The organism is Paracoccus limosus (assembly GCF_009711185.1).
GTDB classification, from domain to species: Bacteria; Pseudomonadota; Alphaproteobacteria; order Rhodobacterales; family Rhodobacteraceae; genus Paracoccus; species Paracoccus limosus.
In genome coordinates this window covers 107760-132169 of the sequence record NZ_WMIF01000003.1, presented here as the reverse complement: position 1 = coordinate 132169, position 24410 = coordinate 107760, and the positions used below count along the sequence as shown (strand labels likewise).

The following is a 24410-nucleotide window of genomic DNA, read 5'->3' as shown; positions in this document are numbered from 1 at the left end:
ACATAACATACAAGGAACGCCATGCCAGCCAGCCAGCATTCAGGCGACAGCCGCCTGCCCGTGACCGTCCTTTCGGGCTTTCTGGGCGCGGGCAAGACCACGCTTTTGAACCATGTCCTGAACAATCGCGACGGGCGCCGCGTCGCCGTCATCGTCAATGACATGTCGGAGGTGAACATCGACGCCGACTTGATCCGCGAGGGCGCCCGGCTGGACCGGGCCGAGGAAAAGCTGGTCGAGATGACCAATGGCTGCATCTGCTGCACGCTGCGCGACGATCTGCTGCAAGGCGTGCGGCAACTGGCAGCCGAGGGGCGCTTCGACTATCTGCTGATCGAGGGCACCGGCATCGCCGAGCCGCTGCCGGTGGCCGCGACCTTTGATTTCCGCGATGCGGCCGGCGACAGCCTGTCGGATGTGGCGCGGCTGGACACGATGGTCACCGTCGTCGATGCGACCAGCCTTGCCCGCGATTTCCAGCGTCTGGAATCCATCGCCGAACGTGGCGAGGCGCTGGACGACAGCGACCGCCGCGATCTGGTCGCCCTGCTGACCGAGCAGGTGGAATTCGCCGATGTCATCGTGCTGAACAAGGCCTCGCTGGCCGGCCCCGAACGTCTGCCGCAGGCGCGGCAGATCATCCACGCGCTGAACCCCGCCGCCCGCCTGATCGAGACCGATTTCGGTCAGGTGCCGCCGGACGCGATCCTGAACACCGGGCTTTTCGATTTCGACAAGGCGCAAGAACATCCGCTATGGGCCCGCGAGCTTTACGGCTTTGCCGAACATGTTCCCGAGACCGAGGAATATGGCATCTCGTCCTTTGTCTATCGCGCACGCCAGCCCTTTGATCCGGTCCGGGTCGAGCAGGTGCTGGCGGGGGATTTGCCCGGCGTGATCCGCGCCAAGGGGCATTTCTGGCTGGCGACGCGCCCGGATTGGGCAGCCGAGTTCAGTCTGGCCGGCGCCTCGGCCTCGATCAGCCCGCTGGGGCGCTGGTGGGCCAGCCTGCCCGAGGAACGCCGTCCTGCCCATCCCGAAGCGCGGGCCGAGATCGCGCGCAATTGGTCCGAACCATGGGGCGACCGCCGGCAAGAGATCGTCTTTATCGGCATCGACATGGATCGCGGCGCCATCACGGCACAGCTGGACGCGGCTCTGGTCGGGGCGCAGGACTTCGCGCCGCAAGACTGGCGCGGGCTGTCCGATCCGTTTCCGGTCTGGGGCGCGCGCGATCCGGGCTAGGGCTGGGTATTGGCGGGCCGGCGCGGGCGTGGCCCGCAGGGTTTGCCCTGCCGCCGGTCGCGGCAGGGCCAGGGGCAGGTCTTACTTGCCCAGCGTGATGAAGCGGGTGTCGTCGGCGACGAAGGTCTTTTCGCCCGGGACCGCCTCGTTCGAGCCGAAGGGCATCTGCGCGATCAGCTTCCAGCTGGCCGGCACGCCAAAGGCTTCGGCCAGCGCGGCGTCGGCGATCGGGCTGTAGTGCTGCAGGCTGCCACCGATGCCGACCTCGGCCAGCGCGGTCCAGACCGCCAGTTGCGCCATGCCGGCCGAATTGTTCGCAAAGCCCGGGAAGGCGTCGGCATAAAGCGGGAATTTCTCTTGCAGTGCGGTGATCGCGGCCTGATCCTCGTAGAACAGCACGGTGCCGGCGCCGGCGGCAAAGCCCCGCATCTTGGCTTCGGTCGGGGCGAAGGCCTCGGCCGGGACGATCTTGCGCAGCTCGGCCTCGATCAGCGACCAGACCTTTTCGCTGTCGGCCCCGAACAGGATGACGGCGCGCGAGCTTTGCGAGTTGAAGGACGAGGGCGACAGGCGGATGGCCTGCTTGATCAGCGCCTCGACGGCATCGTTCGACAGGGGCAGGTTCTTGCCGAGCGCATATTGGCTGCGGCGCTTGGCCAGCAATTCAAGAGTTTGATTGGACACTGGATTATCTTTCCGAATTTCGCGGGGAGATGAGGGGGAGGCCCCCGGCGCGTTCTTGCGCCCGATGGGCGCGCTTCGCAACCCCCGCCACCCGCGAAGATCGCAGCGTTAGTCCCATGTGATCGCCGTTTCGCACATCCGCGCGCGCAGCCGCAGGGGGGGCGAATCGGATCAGGCCCGCGATCCGTCAGGACCGGGAGCCGGGAGAATGTGTGTGGGGGAAATTCAATGAACTTAGGCGCATATCGCAATACGCTGCCTAAGTCATTGGAATGATGGTGGGCGATAACGGATTTGAACCGCTGACATCTTCGATGTGAACGAAGCGCTCTACCGCTGAGCTAATCGCCCGGTGCGCGCTAGATAGCCGCAGCGCGACAGCGCCGCAAGGGGGATGGGCAAAAAAACTACCCCTCGGACTCCTCGGTGTCGCTGGCGCGGCGGCGCAGCCGCAGGACGATCACCTCAGAACCCGAGACATCCTTCTGGCGGTTGACGCGGGCGCGGCCCAGCGGCGGCAGGGCCAGCGTCTGGCCCGAGGCGATGGCATCGCCCAGTTCGGCCAGCGTAGCCTCGACCACCTCTTTGATTTGAGCGGGGCGCAGGCCGCTGCGCAGGGCGACCGCGTTCAGGAACTGGCGCTTTTGCAGCACCCGCGCCGTGCCGGGATCCTCTTCGATCCGGGTGCGGCGGCGCGACTGTGGATTGCCTTCGGCGCCTGGCTTGTCGTGGCCATTCCGTGCCATCGGGGGCTCCTGCATCGTTACACAAACAATCGTGAAAAAATCGCGCGGGGACCATGCCCCGCGCGATCGGTCTGTGTCAATGGGCGACCGTCGTGCTGCCGGCGGCCTGCTCTCTGGCGGCAGCCAGCCGGCTGGCCTCGGCCGCCTCTTCGGCAGCCTCGTCCCATTCGATGGGCTCGGGCGCCCGCACCAGCGCGTGCTTGAGAACCTCGCGCACATGACTGACCGGGATGATCTTGAGCCCTTCCTTGACGTTGGCCGGGATGTCGGCCAGGTCCTTTTCGTTATCGACCGGGATCAGCACGGTCTTGATGCCGCCACGCAGCGCGGCCAGCAGTTTTTCCTTCAGCCCGCCGATGGCCATGGCGTTGCCGCGCAGGCTGACCTCGCCGGTCATGGCGATGTCCTTGCGGACCGGGATCTGCGTCAGCACCGAGACGATCGAGGTCACCATCGCCAGACCGGCCGAGGGGCCGTCCTTGGGGGTGGCGCCATCGGGGACGTGGACGTGGATGTCGATCGTGTCGAACTTGGTCGGCTTGACCCCGATCTGCGGCGCAATCGAGCGCACATAGCTCGATGCGGCGTCGATCGATTCCTTCATCACCTCGCCCAGTTTCCCGGTCGTCTTCATCCGGCCCTTACCCGGCAATTTCAGCGCCTCGATCTGCAACAGATCGCCGCCGACCTGAGTCCAGGCCAGACCCGTCACCACGCCGATCTGATCGTCCTTTTCGGCCAGACCATAACGGTGGCGGCGCACGCCCAGATATTCCTCGGCCTTGGCCGGGGTCACCTCGACGGACTTGACCTTGCCCTTCAGGATCTCGGTCACGGCCTTGCGGGCCAGTTTCGCGATCTCACGCTCCAGCGACCGCACCCCGGCTTCCCGCGTGTAATAGCGGATCACATGGGTCAGCGCCTCGTCCGTCACCGAGAATTCGCCTTTGCGCAGGCCGTTCGCTGTAATCTGCTTGGGCAGCAGGTGCTGGCGGGCGATCTCTCGCTTTTCGTCCTCGGTGTAACCGGCCAGAGAAATGATCTCCATCCGGTCCAGCAGGGGCCCGGGCATGTTGTAGCTATTGGCCGTGGTCACGAACATCACGTTCGACAGGTCGTATTCCACCTCAAGATAGTGGTCCACGAAGGTCGCGTTTTGTTCGGGATCCAGCACCTCCAGCATCGCCGAGGCCGGGTCACCGCGGAAATCCTGCCCCATCTTGTCGATCTCATCGAGCAGGATCAGCGGGTTGGTGGTCTTGGCCTTTTTCAGCGCCTGGATGATCTTGCCGGGCATCGAGCCGATATAGGTCCGCCGGTGGCCGCGGATCTCGGATTCGTCGCGCACGCCGCCCAGGCTGATGCGGATGAATTCGCGCCCCGTGGCCTTGGCCACCGACCGACCCAGCGAGGTTTTACCCACGCCCGGAGGGCCGACGAGGCACAGGATCGGACCTTTCAGCTTGGCCGAACGGTTCTGCACCGCCAGATACTCGACGATGCGTTCCTTGACCTTTTCCAGACCATAGTGATCGGCGTCCAGCACTTCCTCGGCCTTGGCCAGATCCTTGCGGGTGCGCGATTTCACGCCCCACGGCAGGCTCAGCAGCCAGTCGAGATAGTTGCGGCTGACCGTCGCTTCGGCCGACATCGGCGACATCGACTTCAGCTTCTTCAGCTCGGCTTCGGCCTTTTCACGGGCCTCCTTGCTGAACTTGGTCGCGGCGATCTTTTCTTCCAGCTCGGTCAGCTCGTTCGAGCCATCCTCGCCATCGCCCAGTTCCTTCTGAATGGCTTTCATCTGCTCATTCAGATAGTATTCGCGCTGGGTCTTCTCCATCTGGGTCTTGACGCGCGACTTGATCTTCTTCTCGACCTGCAGCACGGACATTTCGCCCTGCATCAGGCCATAGACCTTCTCCAGCCGCTCGGCGGTGTCGAGGGTCTCAAGCAGTTCCTGTTTCTTGTCCAGCGCAATGCCCAGATGGCCGCTGACCAGATCGGCCAGACGGGCAGGCTCGCGCGCTTCGGCGACCGCCGAGACGACCTCTTCGGGGATGTTCTTGCGCACCTTGACGTAGCGCTCGAACTCTTCGGCAACAGCACGGGTCAGCGCGGTGCGGGTGTCGGCATCGCCCTCGACCTCGGCCAGAGGCTCGGAGCGGGCTTCGAAATATTCGTCATTCGGCACGAAGCCGGTGATCTGCACGCGCTCGCGCCCCTCGACCAGCACCTTGACGGTGCCATCGGGAAGTTTGAGCAGTTGCAGCACATTGGCCAGCACGCCGGTCAGGAAGATGCCGTCGGCAGACGGCTCGTCCACGGCGGCGTCCTTTTGCGCGGCCAGCAGGATCGGGCGATCCTGTTCCATCACGGCCTCAAGCGCCCGCACCGATTTCTCGCGCCCTACAAAGAGCGGCACGATCATGTGCGGAAACACCACGATATCCCGCAGCGGCAGGACCGGATGGGTGGTTTGGGCGAATTCGTTCATGGAATCAGTCCTTTCTCGCCAAGAGACGCGGCCCCGGGATCGGCAGCACGGGTCCCCTGCTTGTCACAAAGATAGGTAGGGAAAGGCTGGTGTTCAATGACTCTTTGGCGCGCAAACCGTTCCCCCGGACATGACGAAAGGCACCCCGCAAAGGCCGGGGTGCCGCCAGATGCCCTCAATATATCAGTTCAATGGTTTCCGGTCGATGAATCGGAACCAGATTCGGGCCCAGACTAAAGCTTGTCCTTGAAGAAGTCATCCACCCGGCGTTCTGCCTCTTCCTTGGTCCAGCCGTATTTCTCTTGCAGCTTGCCCTGCAGCTTGTCGCGCTTGCCGTCCATCTCGGTCAGGTCATTGTCGGTCAGGTCGCCCCATTTTTCCTTCACGGCGCCTTTGAGCTGGCTCCACTTGCCTTCGATGATATCCCAGTTCATGGCACATCCCTTCCGTTGTCGGTTGATGTTGCGTTCTACACCGGACCAACGCCGGGGCCGGGGCAGGGTTCCGACCGAAAGGGGCCTGCCGCGGGCGGCAGGCCCGGATCTCAGGCCTCGGGCTGAAAGCTGTCGCCGGCGAAACTGCCCCGGAATCCCGGCAGCGCCCGCCACAGCGCCTGGCCCGGGACCAGCCGGCTGGCCCGCGTCTCGCTGGCAAACAGTGTCGTGCGATGGGCCGACATGGTATAGCCGCCGGCATCGGTCAGCGCGTAGCAATCCTGCACCTGATGGGCAAAGCGCAGCCAGCGCGCCGAGGCCGAGGCCAGCGTCAGCCGCACGCTGTTGCCGGCGAAATCGGGCGTGACGCTGCTGATGCCGCCATCGGCCTCGAAGCCGAAATCGGCGCAGGTGCCGGCGCCGCCAAAGGCGTCGTAAAGGCTGGCGCGCTGCATCAGCGTCTCGCCCGGACGCAGGGCAAAGCGCACGATCACGTCGCTGCCGGATTTCTCTACGCCATAGGTGATGTTCCACGGCCGGCCCGCCTCGACCTCGGAAATCGCCCAGTCCGAGGTCTCGCCGATCAACAGCTTGGCGTCGGGATCGACATGGGCGTTCTGGTCGTTGATCGGATAGATCCGCTGCCATGTGGCGATGATGCCGCCGTAATCCAGCGCGATGCGATATTGCACGCCGGGCGTGGCATAGACATCGCCGATGGTGTTCACATCCGCGCCGTTGACGACCACGACCAGCTGCGGTGCCACACCGAAAAGCTCGGTCGCCAGCGCCACCGTCTCGCCATGCGCCACGTTGAAATCGGCGCGATAGACGGCGCCGGGCTGGTCCTTGGCCGAGGAGCCCTGGAACAGATAGACATAGGGACAGCGGATCGCGATGCCGAAACCGTCGGCCAGCCGCTTGCTTTCACGCATCCAGAACTGCTGGTTGCGGCCGATGGGGCTGGCGTCATCGCGGCGCCATTCGTTGATATAGCGGCCGCCATAGCCGTGATCGCCGATGATCGCGCCCTGTTCGGGATGGCCCGCCGCCCGCCACCGCGCGGCGCGGCAGAATTGCAGCGTAAATGCCGGCGACACCCGCCCCAGCCCCGCCGCCGGGGCAAAGCCCTGCGCGGGATGGGTCTGGTCGATGGCAGCCATGCTGCTGCCGCCCCAGCCCGCGCCCGAACTGTCCACCGGGCGCCCGGCCTCGGTGACCATGCCAAAGGTGTAATGGATCTGTCCGGGCGCCGTGGCATCCAGCGCCTGCGACAGCGCCACCGCCTCGGACGAGCGGTTTTCGGATTGGCCATAGACCGGCAGGATGTCCAGCGATGTGACGGAAGGCCGGGGGGCCGTCACTCCCCCCGCCGAAAATCCGCAAAGACCTGCTCCAGCGTCACCGGCCAGTCCTGCCCTTCGGCGCGGCCGATGATGACCAGCCGGTGCAGCGTGCCCTTGACATAGCGCCCGGTGGTAAAGCGCGTCGGCAGCGGATCGGTCAGCCCGCTATGCGGCGCCGACACCACCGCGCCCGAGGTGTTGATGCCGCGCAGCAGGTCCAGCACGTCGTCGATCTGGCCGCCGATCAGAATGCGGTTGCCATAGCTGACCGTGCCAAGCGCCAGCGCGCCCTGACCCGAAACCGGCCCCAGCGCCTGGATCGCGCCGGCACTGTTGCGCAGCTTCAGGTTGATGCCCGTGCCGTCGATCAGCTGGCCGACGTTGCTGCCATAGCTGCTCAGCGTCACATCGACCACGACGAACAGGCCATCGGTGGTCGGCTGGTTGCTCAGCACCTGTGTCTGGACATAGGCGCCGTCGCCAAAGACGAAACCGGCCTCGCTGCGCTGGATCGCCGTGCCGCTGCCGGCCTTGGCAAAGACATAGCCGCCGGTGCCGGTGGCGGTGATCGCGGTGACATCCGTGGCGCTGCCGGAAAAGCTGCTGGCGGCATCGACATAGGCCAGCGCGACGCGGGCATAGTCGATGGCGGGGGTCGTGGGCGTTTCGTCCTTCTTGACCAGCAGGCTGGCCGGCGTGGCCTCGACCGCATCGGCGCTGTTGGCCCAGGTCACGGTCAGCGCATAGCTGCCGGCCTCGGCCAGTTCCATGGTCATGGCGCCGCTGTCCAGCCGGCCCTTGATCGAGGCGCCGTCCAGCGTGAAATCCCAGCTGGCGACCGGGGCAGGCGTGCCCGAGGCCGCGCCCAGATCCAGCGTCACGCTGTCGCCGATGCCGGCGGTGGCGGGCAGGATGCTGGGCTGGCGCTGGATGGCGGGCGCGACGGCCGGGGTCGCCCCCACGACCGGCGTGCCGCCGGCATCGCACAGTTTGACGGGCGTATTGCCGAAATAGGCCGCGGCCAGCCCCTTGAAGGTGGCCGGGCTGATGTCGCCGTAAAGCGTGACCCCCATCTCAGGCCTCCTTGACCAGCACGATGTCGTTGCCGCGCTTCTGCGCTTCGGGCAGGGCGGCATATTCGGCGAAACTGTCCACCAGAATCAGCCGCGAGACGCTGCCGTCCCGTGCCGCCTTCAGGTTCTGGGCGCTGGTCTTTTCCAGATCGCCCAGCGAGGTCGCAAGGCTGGTCGCGATGAACAGCGACTTCACCTCGAAAACCTTGGTCACATATTGGTTGTAACCCTCGATCGACCAGCTGGTGGCGGCATTGTCGCCCTCGGCATTGACGATCAGCGACATGGTCCATTGGCCCTGCACGTCGGTGGTCGCCTCGACCTTCTGGGTGACGATGCGGATGCCGTTGTCGAAGATATCCGACCCGTTCAGCGTGGCGACGATCTTGCCCTCGGCGATGGGCGCCAGCGTCGCGTCCACGAGGACGCCCCGGACTGTGGCTTTGTTCGGCATGACTTGCTCCTGCGACTCCAATGATGTTGCGCCCATTATCGGGGCAAAACCCTGGGGTTGCCGTCAGAGGGCAAGCAACGCGCGCCGGAGGGGCTATCCCGCCCGCGCCACGCGGCGCGCCAGCTTTTGCGCGATGACCGAACAGACCAGCAATTGCAGCATGTGATACATCATCAGCGGCAGCACGGTGGCGCCCAGCGTCGCGGCCGGAAAGATCGCCGTGGCCATCGGCAGCCCGCTGGCGAGGCTTTTCTTCGAGCCGCAAAAGAACAGCACGATCTCATCGGCGCGCCCCATGCCCGACAGCCGCGCGGTCAGGCTGGTCGAACACATGACCACCGCCAGAAACACCACCACCACGCCAAAGCTCAGCGCCATGCTCGCCAGCGGAATATCGGCCCAAAGCCCCGAGGTGGTGCTGGAGCTGAAGGCCGCATAGACGATCAGCAGGATCGAGCCGCGATCGACCAGCATGGTCAGGAAACGGTGGCGCTGGACAAGGGTGCCGATCAGCGGCCGCATCAGCTGACCAAGGATGAAGGGCAGCAGGATCTGGACGCCGATCTTTTCCACCGCCTCCAGACTGACCCCGCCGCCGCTTTCCAGATGCAACAGCTTGCTGACCAGCAGCGGCGTCAGCACGACGCCGGCCAGATTGGACAGCGAGGCCGCGCAGATCGCCGCCGGCACATTGCCCCCCGCGATCGAGGTGAAGGCGATCGAGCTTTGCACGGTCGAGGGCAGCACCGACAGAAACAGGATGCCCATGGCCATCTCGGGGCCCAGCACGCGGCCAAAGATCGCGACCAGAAGCAGACCGATGACCGGAAACAGCAGATAGGTGCACAGAAAGGTCAGGCCCTGCAGCTTCAGGTTCAGCATCCCCGCCCGGACCGAGGCCGCGTCCAGCTTGGCGCCGTAAAGAAAGAACAGCAGCGTCACCGCCCAGAAGGTCACATTGCCCAGCACATCGGCCGCGATGCCGCGCGCCGGCAGCACGACCCCCAGAGTCCCGGTCAGTATCAAGAGCAGCATGTAGCCGTCGATCCCGATCCGCGCGAGCTGTTTCATCCGGCCTGTCCTTCTGCGTGTTGCAGCCTTGTCATACGAAACCGCCCGCAGGGCAAGGGTGGCGGCCGGCGCAACCGCCGCCCTATTGCGGCCGGGGCGGGGCAGGGGGCATAGTCCGGGCCAGCGAATGCCGGGGGGCGATGCGGATGGACCTGAACTCTGATCTGGGCGAGGCTTACGGCCCCTGGGCGATGGGCGATGACGCGGCCATGCTGGATCTGGTCAGCTCGGCCAATATCGCCTGCGGCGGCCATGCCAGCGACCCCGAGACGATGTTTGCCACGCTGCGGGCGGCCGCGGCGCGCGGCGTCACCATCGGCGCACATCCCGGCTATGCCGACCGCGAGGGCTTTGGCCGCCGCATCATCCCGATGACGCCCGCCCTGATCGGCCGGATGATTGCCGCGCAGGTCGGCAGCCTGCAGGGCGTGGCCGCGCTGGCGGGCGCCGAGCTGCGCTATGTCAAGCCGCATGGCGCCTTGGCCAATCTTGCCGCCGCTGACCGGCCGGTGGCCGAGGCCATCGTCGCGGCGGTCGCGGCCCTGCCGGGGCAGCTGGCGGTGCTGGCGATCTCGGGCACCGAGCTTGAGCTTGCAGCCCGCGCCGCCGGGCTGGCGGTGTTTTCGGAAATCTTCGCCGACCGGGGCTATCTGCCCAATGGCCGGCTGGCGCCGCGCGACCTGCCCGGCGCGGTCCTGCACGACCCCGAGACGGTGGCCCGCCGCCTGCTGGCCTTTCTGGACAGCGGGTTGATGCCGGCCACCGATGGCAGCGCGATCCCGCTTGCGGCCGATTCCATCTGCATCCATGGCGACAATCCGGCGGCCGTGGCCATGGCTGGCCTGCTGCGCCAGCGCCTGACCGCGGCCGGTGTCACCATTGCCCCCTTTCTTGCGGCGCGATGACGGATCGCGGCTTTCCCGTCTTTGCCCCGATTGCCGAACACAGCCTGCTGGTCGAGTTCGGCGACCGGATCGACGATGCCATCCATGCCCGCGTGCTCGATCTGGACCGGGCCTTGGCGCTGGCGCCGCTGCCCGGTCTGGTCGAGACGGTGCCCAGCTATGCCGCGCTGCTGATCCGCTTTGATCCCCTGTGCACCGACCATGCCGCGGTCGAGGCGGGGGCGCGCGGCCTGCTGGACCGGCCATCGGCCACCGGCCCCGGCACCACGCGCGAGGTTCTGGTCTGCTATGATCAGGATCTTGCCCCCGATCTGGCCGAGGTCGCCCGGACCGCCGGCATGACCCCCGAAGCGGTGATCGCGGCGCATCTCGCGGGTGATTACCGGGTCTATATGTATGGCTTTGCCCCCGGCTACGCCTATATGGCCGGCGTGCCGCAGCCGATCCGCCTGCCGCGCAAGCCTGCCGCCCGTCGCGATGTGCCTGCCGGCAGCGTGCTGATTGCCGGGCCGCAATGTCTGGTCTCGACCCTGACCATGCCGACCGGCTGGTGGATCATCGGCCGCTCGCCCACACGCATCCTGACCGGCGATCCGCAGCGGCCGTTCCTGTTCGATGTGGGCGACCGGGTGCGGTTCCGCCGCATCCCGCGCGCGGTCTTCGAGGCGCGGCCATGACGGCGGTGCTGTCGGTGGTCGCGGCAGGGCCGCTGGTCTCGGTGCAGGATGCCGGCCGGCCGGGGCTGATGCGCTATGGCGTGCCGCGTTCGGGTCCGATGGACCGGGGCGCCTTTGCCGCCGCCAATCTGGCGCTGGGAAATCCGGCCGGCGCCCCCGGCATCGAGGTATCGCTGGCGGGGTTGGATCTGGAATGCCTGTCCGGCGAGGTCGGCTTTGCGCTGGCCGGCGGCGGTTTCATCGCCGAACATGCCGGGCGCCGTCTGGGCTCATGGAGCCTCGCCACCCTGCGCGCGGGCGAGCGGCTGGCGATCCGGCGCGGGCCTTGGGGCAGCTGGTGCTATCTTGCCTTTGCCGGGCAGCTGCAAAGCCCCGAATGGCTGGGCAGCGCGGCCACGCATTGGGTTTCGGGCTTTGGCGGCGGGCGGATCAGCCGGGGAGACCGTATCGAAATCGCCGATCCGGCGCCGCGCGATCCCTGCCTGATCCCCTGTCCCGTGCAGGCCCGGCCGCGCGGGCGGCTGCATGTCACGCTGGGCCCGCAGCAGCGGTTCTTTTCCCCCGAGACGCTGGCGCGGCTGACTGCCGGACCATGGCGCGTGACCGGCGCGGGCGACCGTATGGGCGTGCGGCTGGACGGGCCACGCATCGCGCCCGACGCGGTTCTGGACATGCCCTCGGGGCCGGTGTCGCGCGGCTCGATCCAGGTTGCGGGCGACGGGGTTGCGACGCTGCTTCTGGCCGATCACCAGACCACCGGCGGCTATCCCAAGATCGCCACCGTGCTTGACTGTGATCTGGACGGTTTCGTGCAGTTGCGGCCGGGCGATGCACTGGGATTTCGCGCCGTGACGCCCGAGCAGGCGGTTGCGCTGGCGCGCACGGCGGCGCTGACGGCCCGGCATTGGCAAGAACGGCTGGCATTGCTGGCCCGCAGCTAGGGCCCCCGCCGCCGGAAAAATGGAAAGGGCGCGGGTGTCTCCGGCCCGCGCCCTCCAAAGTTGCCCTGCCGCACCCCACCACAAGCACGGCGGACAACTGTCACAATATGAAGTCTACCGCCGCATATTGCCCTGCAATTGCGCCGCCGTCGAGAATGCGGAACGTCATTTCTGCCGTAGCGTCACCATCGACGTTAACACGCAACAAAGTGTCGCTGCCAGAATTCTGCAGCCAGCAGGTTCCGGCACCGCCAGCGGTCGTGCCGTTGAAGGTAAAGGATTGATTTCCTGCGATAAGTGTATTGGCGTCAATTGCGGACAGGTCGATGCGGTCGCCGCCCGCCACACCGATGCCGTCAAAGCCCGAGATCACGTCCCATGCCGCAGGCGAGTCGCTGACGAGGTTGAAACGGAACACATCCGCGCCCGCGCCCCCGATCAGCGAATCAGTTCCGGCACCGCCGATCAGCGTGTCGTTGCCCGCGCCGCCGATCAAAGTGTCGTTGCCGGCCATGCCGCTGATGCGGTCATGCCCGCCACCGCCGTTCAGCAGGTTGGCCCCCGCCGAGCCGGTCAGCGTGTCGCTGCCAGCGCCCAGCGTGGCGTTTTCAAAGCCGATGATCAGCTCACCCGCCTTGTTGGTCGCGCCGCTGGTCAGGTTCAGGCTGAAATTGCCCGAGAAGCCGCTGGTATCGACCAGATCCACCCCGTCGCCGCCCGACAGGGTCTCGGCCGTGCCGGTGACGCTGCGGATCGTGTCATTGCCGGTGCCGCCGAAATACTGCCCCGCCCCCGAGGACAGCAGCAGGTCGTTGCCCGCCTCGCCATAGGCCACGTCATTGCCCGAGACGGCGTCCAGCGTGTCATTGCCGTTGCCACCCAGCAGCGTGTCGTTGTTCTGCCCGCCCGAAAGCGAGTCATTGCCATCTCCGCCCGACAGATAGTCATTGCCGAGCGAGCCGAACAGCGTGTCATTGCCGCCCAGCCCATAGATGACGTCATTGCCCAGATTGGCGCCGATCAGGTTGTTGCCGTCGGTGCCGGTCAGGGTGTCGCTGCCGCTGCCGGTCAACAGATGCTCGAAATTGATGAAATATTCGCCGCTCCAGTTGGTGGCGCCCGTGGTCAGGTTGACGACGTAATCGCCATTCCACGAGGTGGTGTTCAGCCAGTCGATGCCGGCGCCGCCGTCGATGGTCTCGCCTGCGCCATTGCCGGCATAGATCGTGTCATTGCCGTTGCCGCCGTAATATTCGCCATAGCCCGACGAGGTGATGGAATCGTTGCCGTCAAAGCCCCAGACCGTATCGACGCCGGTGCCGGCCAGAATGGTGTCATTGCCATCGCCGCCCTCGATATAGTCGTTGCCGCCCAGCCCGAGGATGCTGTCATTGCCGCTGTTGCCAAAGATGCTGTTGGCGCCGTCGGTGCCCAGCAGCGTGTCATTGCCGGTGCCGGAATAGACGCTCTCGAAGTTGGTAAAGCTTTCGTAGCTGTAATTGGTGGCGCCGGTGGAGAGATTGACCAGATAGTCACCGCTCCAGGCATAGGTATAAAGAAAGTCATTGCCGGTGCCGCCGTCGATGGTCTCGCCGCCGCCCACCCCGGCATAGGCCAGATCGTCGCCCCCTTCGGCGTAATAGACGCCATAGCCGCTGGAGCTGAGCGTGTCATTTCCGGCCCCGGCATAGACCGTGTCGGTGCCGGTCCCCGCCGAGAGATAGTCGTTGCCGTCGCTGCCATAGAGGTAGTCGTTGCCGGCCCCGCCATAAATCGTGTCATCGCCCAGCCCGCCGGACAGCGTATCATTGCCATCGCCGCCGCTGATCAGGTCGTTGCCCGAGTTGCTGTAGATATAGTTGGCGCCGGTGGTGCCATAGATCGTGTCATTGCCGTCGCCGGTGTAGACATTCTCGAAATTGGTAAAGCTTTCGAAGCTGTAATTGGTGGCGCCGGTGGCGAGGTTCACCAGATAGTCGCCGTTGAAGCTGTAGGTATACAGCCAGTCGTTGCCGTCGCCGCCGTCCAGCGTCTCGCCGCCGCCGCTGCCGGCATAGACGGCATCATTGTCCGCCCCGGCCGAGTAATAGCCGTAGCCGGTCGAGACCAGCGTGTCGCTGCCGGTGCCGCCATAGATCGTGTCGACGCCCGAATCGCCGATCAGGTAATCGTTGCCGGCATCCCCGGTGATGTAGTCATTGCCGCTGCCGCCATTGACGTAATCGTCGCCATCGTAACCAAAAAGGTAATCGTTGCCGGCATTGCCAAAAAGCGTGTCGTTGCCGGCATAGGCATAGATGGCGTCATCGCCGCTGCCGCCGACCAGCGAGTCGTTGCCCGTGGTGCCGTATATGTAATTGTAGGCCATCGTTTCCTCCTGTGAAATCGTGAACACGACAGGGGTCGCCCTGGGGCCCCGTCCCGGACTCTCGCGCCGGGGCGTGAATAGGGTGTGAACTGGTTCGTTCAGGTGGCGCGGGATGCCGCTTGGCACCGGCATTTTCCATTGCCTGAATGCGCCGGCGCGGCTATCGCAGAGGCAAAAGGGGGCAGCATGAGCAGCAACACATTCGGCCGCGTCTTTACGTTCACAACCTGGGGCGAAAGCCATGGGCCGGCCTTGGGTGCGACTGTGGATGGCTGTCCGCCCGGCGTGGCGCTGGACAAGGCATGGATCCAGCAGTTTCTGGACCGCCGCCGCCCCGGCACCTCGAAATTCACCACCCAGCGGCAGGAACCCGATCAGGTCCGCATCCTGTCGGGCGTCTTCGAGGGCAAGACCACCGGCACGCCGATCCAGCTGATGATCGAGAACACCGACCAGCGCAGCAAGGATTATGGCGAGATCGCGCAGGCCTTTCGCCCCGGCCATGCCGACATCGCCTATCACCTGAAATACGGCATCCGCGACTATCGCGGCGGCGGGCGCTCCAGCGCGCGCGAAACCGCGGCCCGGGTCGCGGCGGGGGGCGTGGCGCAAGCGGTGCTGCGCGATCTGGTGCCGGGGCTCAGGATCACCGGCTATATGGTGCAGATGGGCAGCCTGCATCTGGATCGGGCGAATTTCGACGCGGCCGAGATCGGCAACAACCCGTTCTTCCTGCCCGATGCCGCGGCGGTGCCGGTCTGGGAGGACTATCTGAACGCCATCCGCAAGGATCAGAACAGCGTCGGCGCCGCTATCGAGGTGCTGATCCAGGGCTGCCCGCCCGGCCTTGGCGCGCCGGTCTATGGCAAGCTCGACACCGATCTGGCCGCCGCGATGATGTCGATCAACGCCGTCAAGGGCGTCGAGATCGGCGAGGGCATGGCGGCTGCCGCCCTGACCGGGGTCCAGAACGCCGATGAGATCCGCATGGGCAATAACGGGCCGCGCTATCTGTCGAACCATGCCGGCGGCATTCTGGGCGGCATCTCGACCGGGCAGGACATCGTGGTGCGTTTCGCGGTCAAGCCGACCAGCTCGATCCTGACGCCGCGCCGCACCATCAACCAGAAGGGCGAGGAAATCGAGCTGATCACCAAGGGCCGGCACGACCCCTGCGTCGGCATCCGCGCCGTGCCGATTGGCGAGGCGATGGCGGCCTGCGTGATTCTGGACCACCTGCTGCTGGACCGCGCCCAGACCGGCGGCCAGCGCGGTCGCATCGGCTGATCCGGCCGGCCCTCGGGGCCGCAACACCATAGACCGGGACGGATCGGCGCGGCCTTGCGGCGCAAGTTCCGCCCCGGCCGGCGATTGTCGCACGACTGTCATATTCATTACGCATAAGCGTCACGTTCGGTCCTTATGCGAACGACAGGCCGCTGAAGGCCCCATGGAAATGTCAGGAGTGATCCTATGAAATCCGCAAAGCTCGCCGTGTCGGCGCTGGCCATGATCGCCGCTTCGGCGACGTTTGCTGCTGCCCGCGACCAGATCCAGGTCGCCGGCTCGTCCACCGTGCTGCCCTATGCCACCATCGCCGCCGAAGCCTTCGGCGAAAACAGCGATTTCCCGGTTCCGGTCGTGGAATCGGGCGGTTCGTCGGCCGGCCTGAAGAAATTCTGCGAAGGCGTGGCGGACAACACCATCGACATCGCCAACTCGTCGCGCCCGATCAAGGATTCGGAAAAGGCTGCCTGCAAGGCCGCCGGCGTTACCGAGATCATGGAAGTGCGCCTTGGCTATGACGGCATCGTCTTTGCCAGCGACATCTCGGGCAAGGACTTCGCCTTCACCCCGGCCGACTGGTACAACGCGCTGGCCGCGAATGTGCTCAAGGACGGCAAGATGGTGCCGAACCCCTACACCAAATGGAGCGAGATCCGCGCCGATCTGCCCGACCAGGAAATCCTGGCCTTCGTGCCCGGCACCAAGCACGGCACCCGCGAAGTCTTCGAGGAAAAAGTCATCCACGCCGGCTGCAAGGAAGCCGGTGCCGAGGACGCCCTGAAAGCCGCCGGCGCTGACGACAAGAAAGCCGCCGAGGACTGCATGGCGCTGCGCACCGACGGCAAGTCGGTCGACGTGGACGGCGACTACACCGAAACCCTGGCCCGCATCCAGTCGGCCAAGAACGGCATCGGCGTCTTTGGTCTGGCCTTCTACGAAAACAACACCGACAAGCTGAAGGTCGCCACCATGAGCGGCGTGCTCCCCTCGACCGAGACCATCGCCAAGGGTGAATACCCGGTGTCGCGCCCGCTGTTCTTCTACGTCAAGAAACAGCACATCGGTTCGGTTCCCGGCCTGAAGGAATTCGCCGAGTTCTTCGTTTCGGACGAGATCGCCGGCCCGTCGGGCCCGCTGGCCACCTATGGTCTGGTTGCCGACCCCGAACTGGCGGCGACGCAAAAGGCCGTGGCTGACGAAACCACCATCGCCCAATAATATCCTCATGGGCGCGGGATCCTGACGGTCCCGCGCCTTTTTCCCTGTTCCATCGACCTGAGGCTCACATGCCCGTCTCCTGGATCCTGCTGCTCATCTTGGTCCTGGCGGTTGCCGGTTCATTCGTCGGCCGCAAGCGCGTGCTTGCCGAGGTCGCCGGTGACAGTCGCAAACTGCACTCCCGTCCCAGCTATTACGGCTGGAACATTGCCCTTTACACGGCCGTTCCGGCCCTGTTCCTGATTGCCATCTGGACCTTCTTCCAGCCGCAGGTCAGCCGCCCGCTGCTGGCCGGCGTCGCGCTGCTGCTGGCTGCGGTCGGTCTGGGCGTGTCGCTGATGCGCAGCTCGGCCGAGTTCCGTGCCCGCAATGCGGTCGAAGCCTTCGTGCGCGGCCTGTTGATCCTGTGCTCGTGCATCGCCATCATGACGACGCTGGGCATCGTGCTGTCGATGCTGTTCGAAACCGGCAACTTCTTCCGGCAATACCCCTGGCAGGATTTCCTGTTCGGCACCACCTGGTCGCCCCGCTTTGGCGGTGGCTCGCAGCTGGGCATCGTGCCGCTGGTCTGGGGCACCATGTATATCTCGCTGATCGCGCTGGCGGTTTCGATCCCGATCGGGCTGTTCGCGGCGATCTACATGTCCGAATACGCCTCGCCCAAGCTGCGCAGCTTTGCCAAGCCCGCGATCGAGGTGCTGGCCGGCATCCCGACCATCGTCTACGGCCTGTTCGCCCTGATCACCATCGGGCCGCTGCTGCGCGACTATTTCGCCCAGCCTCTGGGGCTTGGCAGCTCGGGCTCGTCGGTGATGACGGCGGGTCTGGTCATGGGCATCATGCTGATCCCCTTTGTCAGCTCGCTTTCCGATGACATCATCAACGCCGTGCCGCAAAGCCTGCGCGACGGCGCGCTGGGTCTGGGTTCGACCCAGTCCGAAACCATCAAGAAGGTCGTGCTGCCCGCCGCGCTGCCCGGCATCGTCGGCGCCATCCTGCTGGCCGCCTCGCGCGCCATCGGCGAGACGATGATCGTGGTGCTGGGCGCCGGTGCCGCCGCACAGATGAGCGTGAACCCGTTCCAGGCGATGACGACGATCACCGTCAAGATCGTCAGCCAGCTGACCGGCGACACCGACTTCGCCGCGCCCGAGACGCTGGTGGCCTTTGCACTGGGCATCACGCTTTTCACCGTCACGCTCGCGCTGAACGTCTTCGCCCTCTACATCGTGCGTAAATACCGGGAGCAGTACGAATGACCGACGCAACCTTCACCGCCGCCGATCAGCCGGCGCAGTCGGGCTCGCTGCTGGTCCTTGACGAGCGCACCCGCAAGCGCAACGCCGCCGAGGCCCGTTTCCGCGGCTATGGCCTTGCCGCCATCGCAGTGTCGATCCTGTGCCTGCTGATGCTGTTGATCACCATTTTTTCCGGCGGTCTTGGCGCCTTTCGCCAGACCTATCTGGAAATCCCGGTGACGCTGGACGCTCAGCAACTGGACAAGTCCGGCCAGCGCAATCCCGAAGAGCTGAAAAAAGTCCTGACCCTGGCCTATGGCAAGATCCTCGACCAGTCGCTGCAGGCCGCCATCGCCCAGCACGGCATCACCATCGAGGGGCTGAGCGCCAAGGACACGGCCGACCTGATCTCGAAAGAGGCCTCGGCGCAGCTGCGCAATCAGGTGCTGGCCAACCCCGAGCTGATCGGCACCACCATCGACGCCCGCGTGCTGGTGAACGGCCGGGTCGACGGCTATTACAAGGGCCGCGTCAGCATGGACAGCGCCTCGCGCGATGCCAATACCTCGGTGGCGCAGCTGCAACTGGCCGATGCGCTCAAGGGCCAGAATCTGCTGGCGACGGAATGGAACTGGTCCTTCCTGACCAATCCCGACGCCTCTGACCAGCGCCCCGAAGCCGCCGGCGTGGGCATCGCCATCCTCGGCTCGCTCTACATGATGTTCGTGGTGCTGATGCTGGCCGTGCCGATCGGTGTCGCCGCCGCCGTCTATCTTGAGGAATTCGCCCCCAAGAACCGCTGGACCGACATCATCGAGGTCAATATCTCGAACCTCGCTGCCGTGCCTTCGATCGTGTTCGGGATCCTCGGTCTTGCCGCCTTCATCAACTTTGCCCATCTGCCGCAATCGGCACCGATCGTCGGCGGTCTGGTTCTGGTGCTGATGACGCTGCCGCGCATCATCATCCCGGCCCGCGCCGCGCTCAAGGCGGTGCCGCCCTCGATCCGCGACGCCGCGCTGGGTGTCGGGGCCTCGAAGATGCAGTCGGTGTTCCACCATGTGCTGCCGCTGGCGACGCCGGGCATCCTGACCGGGGTGATCCTGGGTCTGGCGCAGGCACTGGGCGAAACCGCGCCGCTGTTGCTGATCGGCATGGTGGCCTTCGTCAAGAACTTCCCGGCCGCCCCGCCCGAGGGGCTGTTCGATCCCGCCTCGGCCCTGCCGGTTCAGGTCTATAACTGGACCCAGCGTGCCGACCCTGCGTTCATGGAGCGCGCCTCGGGGGCGATCATCGTCCTGCTGGTGCTGCTGATGTGCATGAACGTCGTTGCAATCTTCCTGCGCCGCAAGTTCGAGCGCCGCTGGTAAACCCGGCGAGGAGTCCCCAAAATGAACGACATGAGTATCATGGAGCGTGCCGTGAGCCAGACCGAGAACAAGATTTCCGCCCGCAAGGTGCAGGTCTATTACGGCGATAAACACGCCATCAAGGATGTCGATGTCGATATCCTCGACAAGACTGTGACCGCCTTCATCGGCCCGTCGGGCTGTGGCAAGTCCACCTTCCTGCGCTGCCTGAACCGGATGAACGACACCATCGACATCTGCCGCGTCGAGGGCCGGATCGCGCTGGATGGCGAAGACATCTACGACAAGCGCGTCGACCCGGTGCAATTGCGCGCCAAGGTCGGCATGGTGTTCCAAAAGCCGAACCCGTTCCCGAAGTCGATCTATGACAACGTGGCTTATGGCCCGCGCATCCACGGGCTGGCCCGCAGCCGCTCCGAACTCGACGACATCGTCGAGAAGTCGCTGCGCGGTGCCGCGCTGTGGAACGAGGTCAAGGACCGCCTGTCCGAGCCGGGCACCGGCCTGTCGGGTGGCCAGCAACAGCGTCTGTGCATCGCCCGCGCCGTTGCGACCCAGCCCGAAGTCCTGCTGATGGACGAGCCCTGCTCGGCGCTCGACCCCATCGCCACCGGTCAGGTCGAAGAGCTGATCGACAAGCTGCGCTCGGAATTCTCGGTGGTGATCGTCACCCACTCGATGCAGCAGGCCGCCCGCGTCAGCCAGAAAACCGCCTTCTTCCACCTGGGCAATCTGGTCGAATATGGCGACACCGACGAAATCTTTACCCGGCCGCGCGACCCGCGCACCGAAAGCTACATCTCGGGCCGCATCGGCTAACTGGGGGACAGGCATGAATACCGAACGTCACATTTCATCGGCCTTTGACCGCGATCTGGAAACCGTCCAGGCGCTGGTGGTCAAGATGGGCGGGATGGTCGAAAGCGCGCTGCACGATGCTGCCATCGCGCTGGAAACCCGCGACGAGGAGCTGGCCGAGGACGTCCGCCGCCGCGACAAGGCGGTGGACGAGCTTGAGCTGCGCGTGAACGAAGAGGCCGCGCGGCTGATCGCGCTGCGCGCACCCACCGCCACCGACCTGCGCACCGTGCTGAGCGTCATCAAGATCTCGGCCATCCTTGAACGCGTGGGCGATTACGCCAAGAACATCGCCAAGCGCAGCCATGTGCTGGTGCACATGCCCGCCGTCGAGGGCTCGGGCATGGCGCTGCGCCGCATGTCGGTCACCGTCGAAGGCATGATGAAGGACGCGCTGGACAGCTATATCCACCGCGACGCCGCTCTGGCCGAGGACGTGCGCAAGCGCGATCTGGAAGTGGACCAGATGTATAACGCGCTGTTCCGCGAATTCCTGACCTATATGATGGAAGACCCGCGCAACATCACTGCCTGCATGCATCTGCATTTCATCGCCAAGAACATCGAGCGCGTCGGCGACCATGCCACCGGCATCGCCGAGCAGGTGATCTATCTGGCCACCGGCGAGCTGCCCGACGACAACCGTCCGAAAAGCGACAGCCTGACCCGGGCGGTCCTGAACGAAGGCGAGGATTGATCATGGCCCAGGCGCAACCCTGTGTTTTGGTCGTCGAGGACGAGGGCGCGCAGCGCGAGGTGTTGAAATACAACCTCGAGTCGGAAGGGTTTTCCGTGGTCATGGCCGAAAACGGCGATGAGGCGATGCTGCTGGTGGCCGAGGAACAGCCCGATCTGATCGTGCTGGACTGGATGCTGCCCAATGTGTCGGGCATCGAGATCTGCCGCCGGGTCAAGGCCGACCCGGCGACGCGGCAGATCCCGATCATCATGCTGTCGGCCCGGTCCGAAGAGGTGGACCGGGTGCGCGGGCTGGAAACCGGCGCCGACGATTATGTCGTCAAACCCTATTCCGTGGTCGAATTGATGGCACGGCTGCGCACGCAGCTGCGCCGGACCCGCCCGGCCTCGATGGGCGAAAGGCTCAGCTTTTCCGACATCATTCTGGATGCGGGCGAACATCGGGTGTTCCGCGGCGGCCTGCCGCTGCATCTGGGTCCGACCGAATTCCGGCTGCTGTCCACGCTGATGGAAAAGCCCGGCCGGGTCTGGACGCGCGAGCAACTGCTGGATCGGGTCTGGGGGCGCGACATCTATGTCGATACCCGCACCATCGACGTGCATGTCGGCCGGCTGCGCAAGGCGCTGATGGCCAATGGCGGCGACAACCCGGTGCGGACGGTGCGCGGCACCGGCTATGCTCTGGGCTAGGGCCGGCCTTTACGGGGGATGAGAAAGGAAAAGGCCGCGGGCAATGCCGCGGCCTTTCCTCATGTCAGCTGTTCTGTTCCAGCAGATCGGTGATGCGCCGCACCGCGACCCGGCGGTTTTCACGCTCGGCGCCGCTGCTGGGCACCAGCATGAACTGCTCGCCATAGCCCTGCACGACCATGTTTTCCGGCGGGACCTGGAAATACTCGGTCAGCGCCAGCGCCACCGATTCGGCACGCCGGTCCGACAGCGCAAGGTTGCTGGCGGGCGAGCCGACGGCGTCGGTATAGCCCTCGATCATGAACATCTCGTTGGGGTTGGCGTCCACGGCATCGCGGATCACCTTGCCCAGCGTGGCCAGCTGTTCGGCCTGGGTCGAGCTGAGCGCCGCCGAGCCGGTGTCGAAGGTGATCTCGGGCACGTTGACCGGCGCCACCAGCGAGCGGACCTCGGGAATGTCGCGGATCTGCGTCAGGGTAAAGCGGCGGTCGGCAGCGCTTTCGCTAAGCAGCGCGTTGCGCAGGTCGCTTTCGCTCCACGGCCGGTCGGCATAGCGCACCGGCTGCGGCGGCGGCAGGGTCGAGACCTGCACCGGGCGCACCTGACTGTCGGCGATCAGCCGGGTTTCGCGGCCATCGGGACGGATCAGCGTGCGGCGCAGGATGTTCATGTCCGCATCGCGGATCGTCACCACCCGGCTGCCATCGGCGCGCAGCACGGTGGTACGGGTCGAGCCATCGGCAAAGGTTTCGGTCTGCACGTCCGAGCCCGGCTGATACAGCAACGCATTGTCGTCGCGCACGATCTGCTGGCTGCCGTCGGGCAGGGTCAGCACGGCGCGGTCGCCGGTGTTCAGCGCGACCTGACGGTTCCCCGACAAGAGCTTGCCGACCGCAAAGCCGGCCGCTCCCGCCAGCAACAGCTTGGCGATGTCGCTGCCACGGTCGTCATGGTCATCGCCACGGGCCTCGCGGCGGTCCAGATCACGTTCGCGGCGGTTCAGGTTACGCTCGGCCTCGGCCAGCTCGCGCTCGCGCCGTTGCAGGGCGATCCATTCCTCGTCGCGATCGTTGTTGCGCCGCTCCTGTTCCAGACGCTGGCGTTGCAGCCGCAATTCGCGGGCCTGCCGGTCCAGTTCGGCGCGTCGCGGCCCGTCCTCGGGGGTGAGGGGGGCGTTGTCGCGGATCGGGTTGCGGAAGTCCTGATCCGAGCGGCGCAGATCCTGGGCGGTGATCTTGCGCTCGCTGACCTGACCTTGGGCCGCACCGGCGGCCAAGGCCGCAGCCGGAGCAGCCACGGCGCTGGCGGCGCGGCGCGCAACGTCGTTGTCGCGGGCATTGGCCTCGGGGGCGGGCAGGCTGGCCTCACCCTTGCCGGCCTGCAGTTGCTGTTTCAATTGATCGACGGTCAGGCGGCGCGGCGCGGGCTGGGCCTTGCCATTGCCGGGCTGGCCATTCTGCGGCTGGTCGGCGCCGGCCTGACGCGGCGGCTGCTGGCCGTTTTGCGGCTGGCCATCGCGGGCCTGATCTGGCAACGGCGCGCCGGGTTGCGGCTGCCCTTGCTGCGGTTGGCCCGGTTGGGCCTGATCCTGCCGGGCCTGACCCTGCTGCGGCTTGCCCTTGGGGGCTTGGCCCTGCTGCGCCTGATCCTGCTGGGTCTGGTCCTGCTGATCCTGCGGGCGCGGCGGCTTGCCGTTCTGGGCGCGCGGCGGCAGGGCGTCATCGGGGCGCGGCGCGGCGTTCGGACGCTCGCGCTGTTCCATCTCGCGTTTCAGCTCGGCGGCATCCGGCGGCGGGTTGCGCGGTTTCTTTACCTCGCCACGGGCCGTCTCGGGCTTGTCGACCGGCGGGTTCTCGCGCGCCGTCACCGCGTCGCGCAGGCTGTCGCGCTGGCTGTTTTGCGGGCGCGGCGTATCGGCCTGCCGGTTCGGCTGCTCGGCCTCAGCGGGACGTGCCGCCGGCTGCGGCTGACCGTTCTGGCCGGGCTGCGGCTTTCTGCGCATGTTCTGCTCAGGCTCGCGCTGCTGGTCCTGCATTTGCGTCTGAGCCCGCTGCGGCGCCGGTTTGACACCCGGCTCGGCCTGCTGCTGGCGCTGGGGTTGCGGGCGCTGCTGCCGTTCGGGCTGCTGGCGGTCCTGTTGTTGCCGTTCTGGCTGTTGGCGCGCGGGCTGTTGCCGGTCCTGTTGCTGCCGCTCTGGCTGCTGACGCTCGGCCTGCTGGCGGCGGGTCGGTTGCTGTTGCCCCTGCGGCGCTTCGGCCTGCGGCTGGCGGGCCTGACGGGGGTTGGGCTTTTCCTGCTGCTGGCGCGCGGGCGCGGCCTCACGCTGTTGCGGCTTGGGCTGCTGCTGTCGGGCCTGCGGCTCTGGCTGCTGGCGCGGCTCTGCCTGTTTCTTTGGCTGCCGCTGTTCCTGCTGCTGCTGTTTCTGTTCTTCGCGCTTCTTCTTTTGCAGCAAAAGCTGCTCGACATTCGAGCCATCCTGCACCTGTGCCGCAGCGATCTGCGGCAGGACCAGCGAAATGCTGGTCACGATGGTGGTGGTGGCCTTGAGGATGCGACGCATTTCGGTTCCTTTTCCGATGGACGCGGGAATATGCTCGTTTCATAACCATATT

At 65.8% G+C, this 24410-nt stretch carries 22 protein-coding genes and 1 tRNA gene; 12 read left to right on the top strand and 11 right to left on the bottom strand.

The features are described 5' to 3' along the window. Positions 1 to 21 precede the first annotated feature (21 nt). The gene (locus tag GL279_RS03560) at positions 22 to 1245 is read left to right on the top strand and encodes a GTP-binding protein (protein WP_155063228.1); all 1224 of its coding nucleotides are present in this window, start codon (positions 22 to 24) and stop codon (positions 1243 to 1245) included. 81 nt (positions 1246 to 1326) lie between these two features. Here GL279_RS03560 and GL279_RS03555 read toward each other — a convergent pair whose 3' ends face one another. From GL279_RS03555 to GL279_RS03515, 9 genes are all read right to left on the bottom strand, one after another. Continuing rightward, complete coding sequence (locus GL279_RS03555; protein WP_343039696.1) at positions 1327 to 1929, bottom strand: nitroreductase family protein; 603 nt, start codon at positions 1927 to 1929, stop codon at positions 1327 to 1329. Between the two features lie 276 nt (positions 1930 to 2205). Continuing rightward, positions 2206 to 2280, bottom strand: a tRNA-Val gene (locus GL279_RS03550). 56 nt (positions 2281 to 2336) lie between these two features. Beyond that, complete coding sequence (locus GL279_RS03545; RefSeq protein WP_155063227.1) at positions 2337 to 2675, bottom strand: HU family DNA-binding protein; 339 nt, start codon at positions 2673 to 2675, stop codon at positions 2337 to 2339. 76 nt (positions 2676 to 2751) lie between these two features. Further along, positions 2752 to 5169: an endopeptidase La gene (gene lon, locus GL279_RS03540; RefSeq protein ID WP_155063226.1), complete on the bottom strand. Its 2418-nt coding sequence runs from the start codon at positions 5167 to 5169 to the stop codon at positions 2752 to 2754. 233 nt (positions 5170 to 5402) lie between these two features. Beyond that, the gene (locus GL279_RS03535) at positions 5403 to 5603 is read right to left on the bottom strand and encodes a CsbD family protein (RefSeq protein ID WP_155063225.1); all 201 of its coding nucleotides are present in this window, start codon (positions 5601 to 5603) and stop codon (positions 5403 to 5405) included. Between the two features lie 110 nt (positions 5604 to 5713). After that, positions 5714 to 6967, bottom strand: coding sequence for a hypothetical protein (locus GL279_RS03530; RefSeq protein ID WP_155063224.1), 1254 nt, complete (start codon positions 6965 to 6967; stop codon positions 5714 to 5716). Then, positions 6964 to 8022: an immunoglobulin domain-containing protein gene (locus GL279_RS03525; protein ID WP_155063223.1), complete on the bottom strand. Its 1059-nt coding sequence runs from the start codon at positions 8020 to 8022 to the stop codon at positions 6964 to 6966. Before GL279_RS03525 ends, GL279_RS03530 begins: the two co-directional genes overlap by 4 nt. 1 nt (position 8023) lies before the next feature. Beyond that, positions 8024 to 8476 (bottom strand): hypothetical protein, encoded by a 453-nt coding sequence (locus tag GL279_RS03520; protein ID WP_155063222.1) that lies wholly within the window; start codon positions 8474 to 8476, stop codon positions 8024 to 8026. A gap of 93 nt (positions 8477 to 8569) precedes the next feature. Beyond that, positions 8570 to 9547 carry a bile acid:sodium symporter family protein gene (locus GL279_RS03515; protein ID WP_155063221.1) on the bottom strand — a complete coding sequence of 326 codons (978 nt, stop codon included), beginning with the start codon at positions 9545 to 9547 and terminating at the stop codon, positions 8570 to 8572. 140 nt (positions 9548 to 9687) lie between these two features. Between GL279_RS03515 and GL279_RS03510 the strand changes: the two genes are divergently transcribed. Genes GL279_RS03510 through GL279_RS03500 form a run of 3 tightly spaced genes read left to right on the top strand, consistent with a single transcriptional unit; the run spans position 9688 to position 12070 of the window. After that, positions 9688 to 10452 (top strand): LamB/YcsF family protein, encoded by a 765-nt coding sequence (locus GL279_RS03510; RefSeq protein WP_155063220.1) that lies wholly within the window; start codon positions 9688 to 9690, stop codon positions 10450 to 10452. Beyond that, a complete protein-coding gene (locus GL279_RS03505; RefSeq protein ID WP_155063219.1) occupies positions 10449 to 11129 on the top strand; it encodes a 5-oxoprolinase subunit B family protein in 681 nt (226 codons plus the stop codon). The genes GL279_RS03510 and GL279_RS03505 overlap by 4 nt, the downstream gene beginning before the upstream one ends. Continuing rightward, complete coding sequence (locus GL279_RS03500; protein WP_155063218.1) at positions 11126 to 12070, top strand: 5-oxoprolinase subunit C family protein; 945 nt, start codon at positions 11126 to 11128, stop codon at positions 12068 to 12070. Before GL279_RS03505 ends, GL279_RS03500 begins: the two co-directional genes overlap by 4 nt. 100 nt (positions 12071 to 12170) lie before the next feature. Here the strand turns inward: GL279_RS03500 and GL279_RS03495 are convergent, their stop codons facing one another. Beyond that, the gene (locus GL279_RS03495) at positions 12171 to 14438 is read right to left on the bottom strand and encodes a calcium-binding protein (RefSeq protein ID WP_170293913.1); all 2268 of its coding nucleotides are present in this window, start codon (positions 14436 to 14438) and stop codon (positions 12171 to 12173) included. A 186-nt stretch (positions 14439 to 14624) separates the two neighbouring features. Between GL279_RS03495 and aroC the strand changes: the two genes are divergently transcribed. From aroC to phoB, 7 genes are all read left to right on the top strand, one after another. After that, positions 14625 to 15725: a chorismate synthase gene (gene aroC, locus GL279_RS03490; RefSeq protein WP_155063216.1), complete on the top strand. Its 1101-nt coding sequence runs from the start codon at positions 14625 to 14627 to the stop codon at positions 15723 to 15725. A 186-nt stretch (positions 15726 to 15911) separates the two neighbouring features. After that, a complete protein-coding gene (locus GL279_RS03485; protein ID WP_155063215.1) occupies positions 15912 to 16943 on the top strand; it encodes a substrate-binding domain-containing protein in 1032 nt (343 codons plus the stop codon). A 68-nt stretch (positions 16944 to 17011) separates the two neighbouring features. Beyond that, on the top strand, positions 17012 to 18202 hold the full coding sequence (pstC, locus tag GL279_RS03480; protein ID WP_155063214.1) for a phosphate ABC transporter permease subunit PstC: 1191 nt from the start codon (positions 17012 to 17014) through the stop codon (positions 18200 to 18202). Further along, on the top strand, positions 18199 to 19551 hold the full coding sequence (pstA, locus tag GL279_RS03475) for a phosphate ABC transporter permease PstA (RefSeq protein WP_155063213.1): 1353 nt from the start codon (positions 18199 to 18201) through the stop codon (positions 19549 to 19551). Before pstC ends, pstA begins: the two co-directional genes overlap by 4 nt. A gap of 21 nt (positions 19552 to 19572) precedes the next feature. Continuing rightward, the gene (pstB, locus tag GL279_RS03470; protein WP_155063212.1) at positions 19573 to 20370 is read left to right on the top strand and encodes a phosphate ABC transporter ATP-binding protein PstB; all 798 of its coding nucleotides are present in this window, start codon (positions 19573 to 19575) and stop codon (positions 20368 to 20370) included. A gap of 13 nt (positions 20371 to 20383) precedes the next feature. Beyond that, entirely contained in the window at positions 20384 to 21106 is a 723-nt protein-coding gene (gene phoU, locus GL279_RS03465; RefSeq protein WP_155063211.1) for a phosphate signaling complex protein PhoU, read from the top strand. Between the two features lie 2 nt (positions 21107 to 21108). Next, positions 21109 to 21798 carry a phosphate regulon transcriptional regulator PhoB gene (gene phoB, locus GL279_RS03460; protein ID WP_155063210.1) on the top strand — a complete coding sequence of 230 codons (690 nt, stop codon included), beginning with the start codon at positions 21109 to 21111 and terminating at the stop codon, positions 21796 to 21798. A 64-nt stretch (positions 21799 to 21862) separates the two neighbouring features. On the opposite strand, the gene GL279_RS19360 is transcribed toward phoB, so the two are convergent. Beyond that, positions 21863 to 23332 (bottom strand): OmpA family protein, encoded by a 1470-nt coding sequence (locus GL279_RS19360; protein ID WP_246175118.1) that lies wholly within the window; start codon positions 23330 to 23332, stop codon positions 21863 to 21865. Between GL279_RS19360 and GL279_RS19355 the strand changes: the two genes are divergently transcribed. Next, positions 23300 to 24403 carry a hypothetical protein gene (locus GL279_RS19355; protein ID WP_246175117.1) on the top strand — a complete coding sequence of 368 codons (1104 nt, stop codon included), beginning with the start codon at positions 23300 to 23302 and terminating at the stop codon, positions 24401 to 24403. The genes GL279_RS19360 and GL279_RS19355 overlap by 33 nt on opposite strands. Positions 24404 to 24410: the final 7 nt, after the last annotated feature.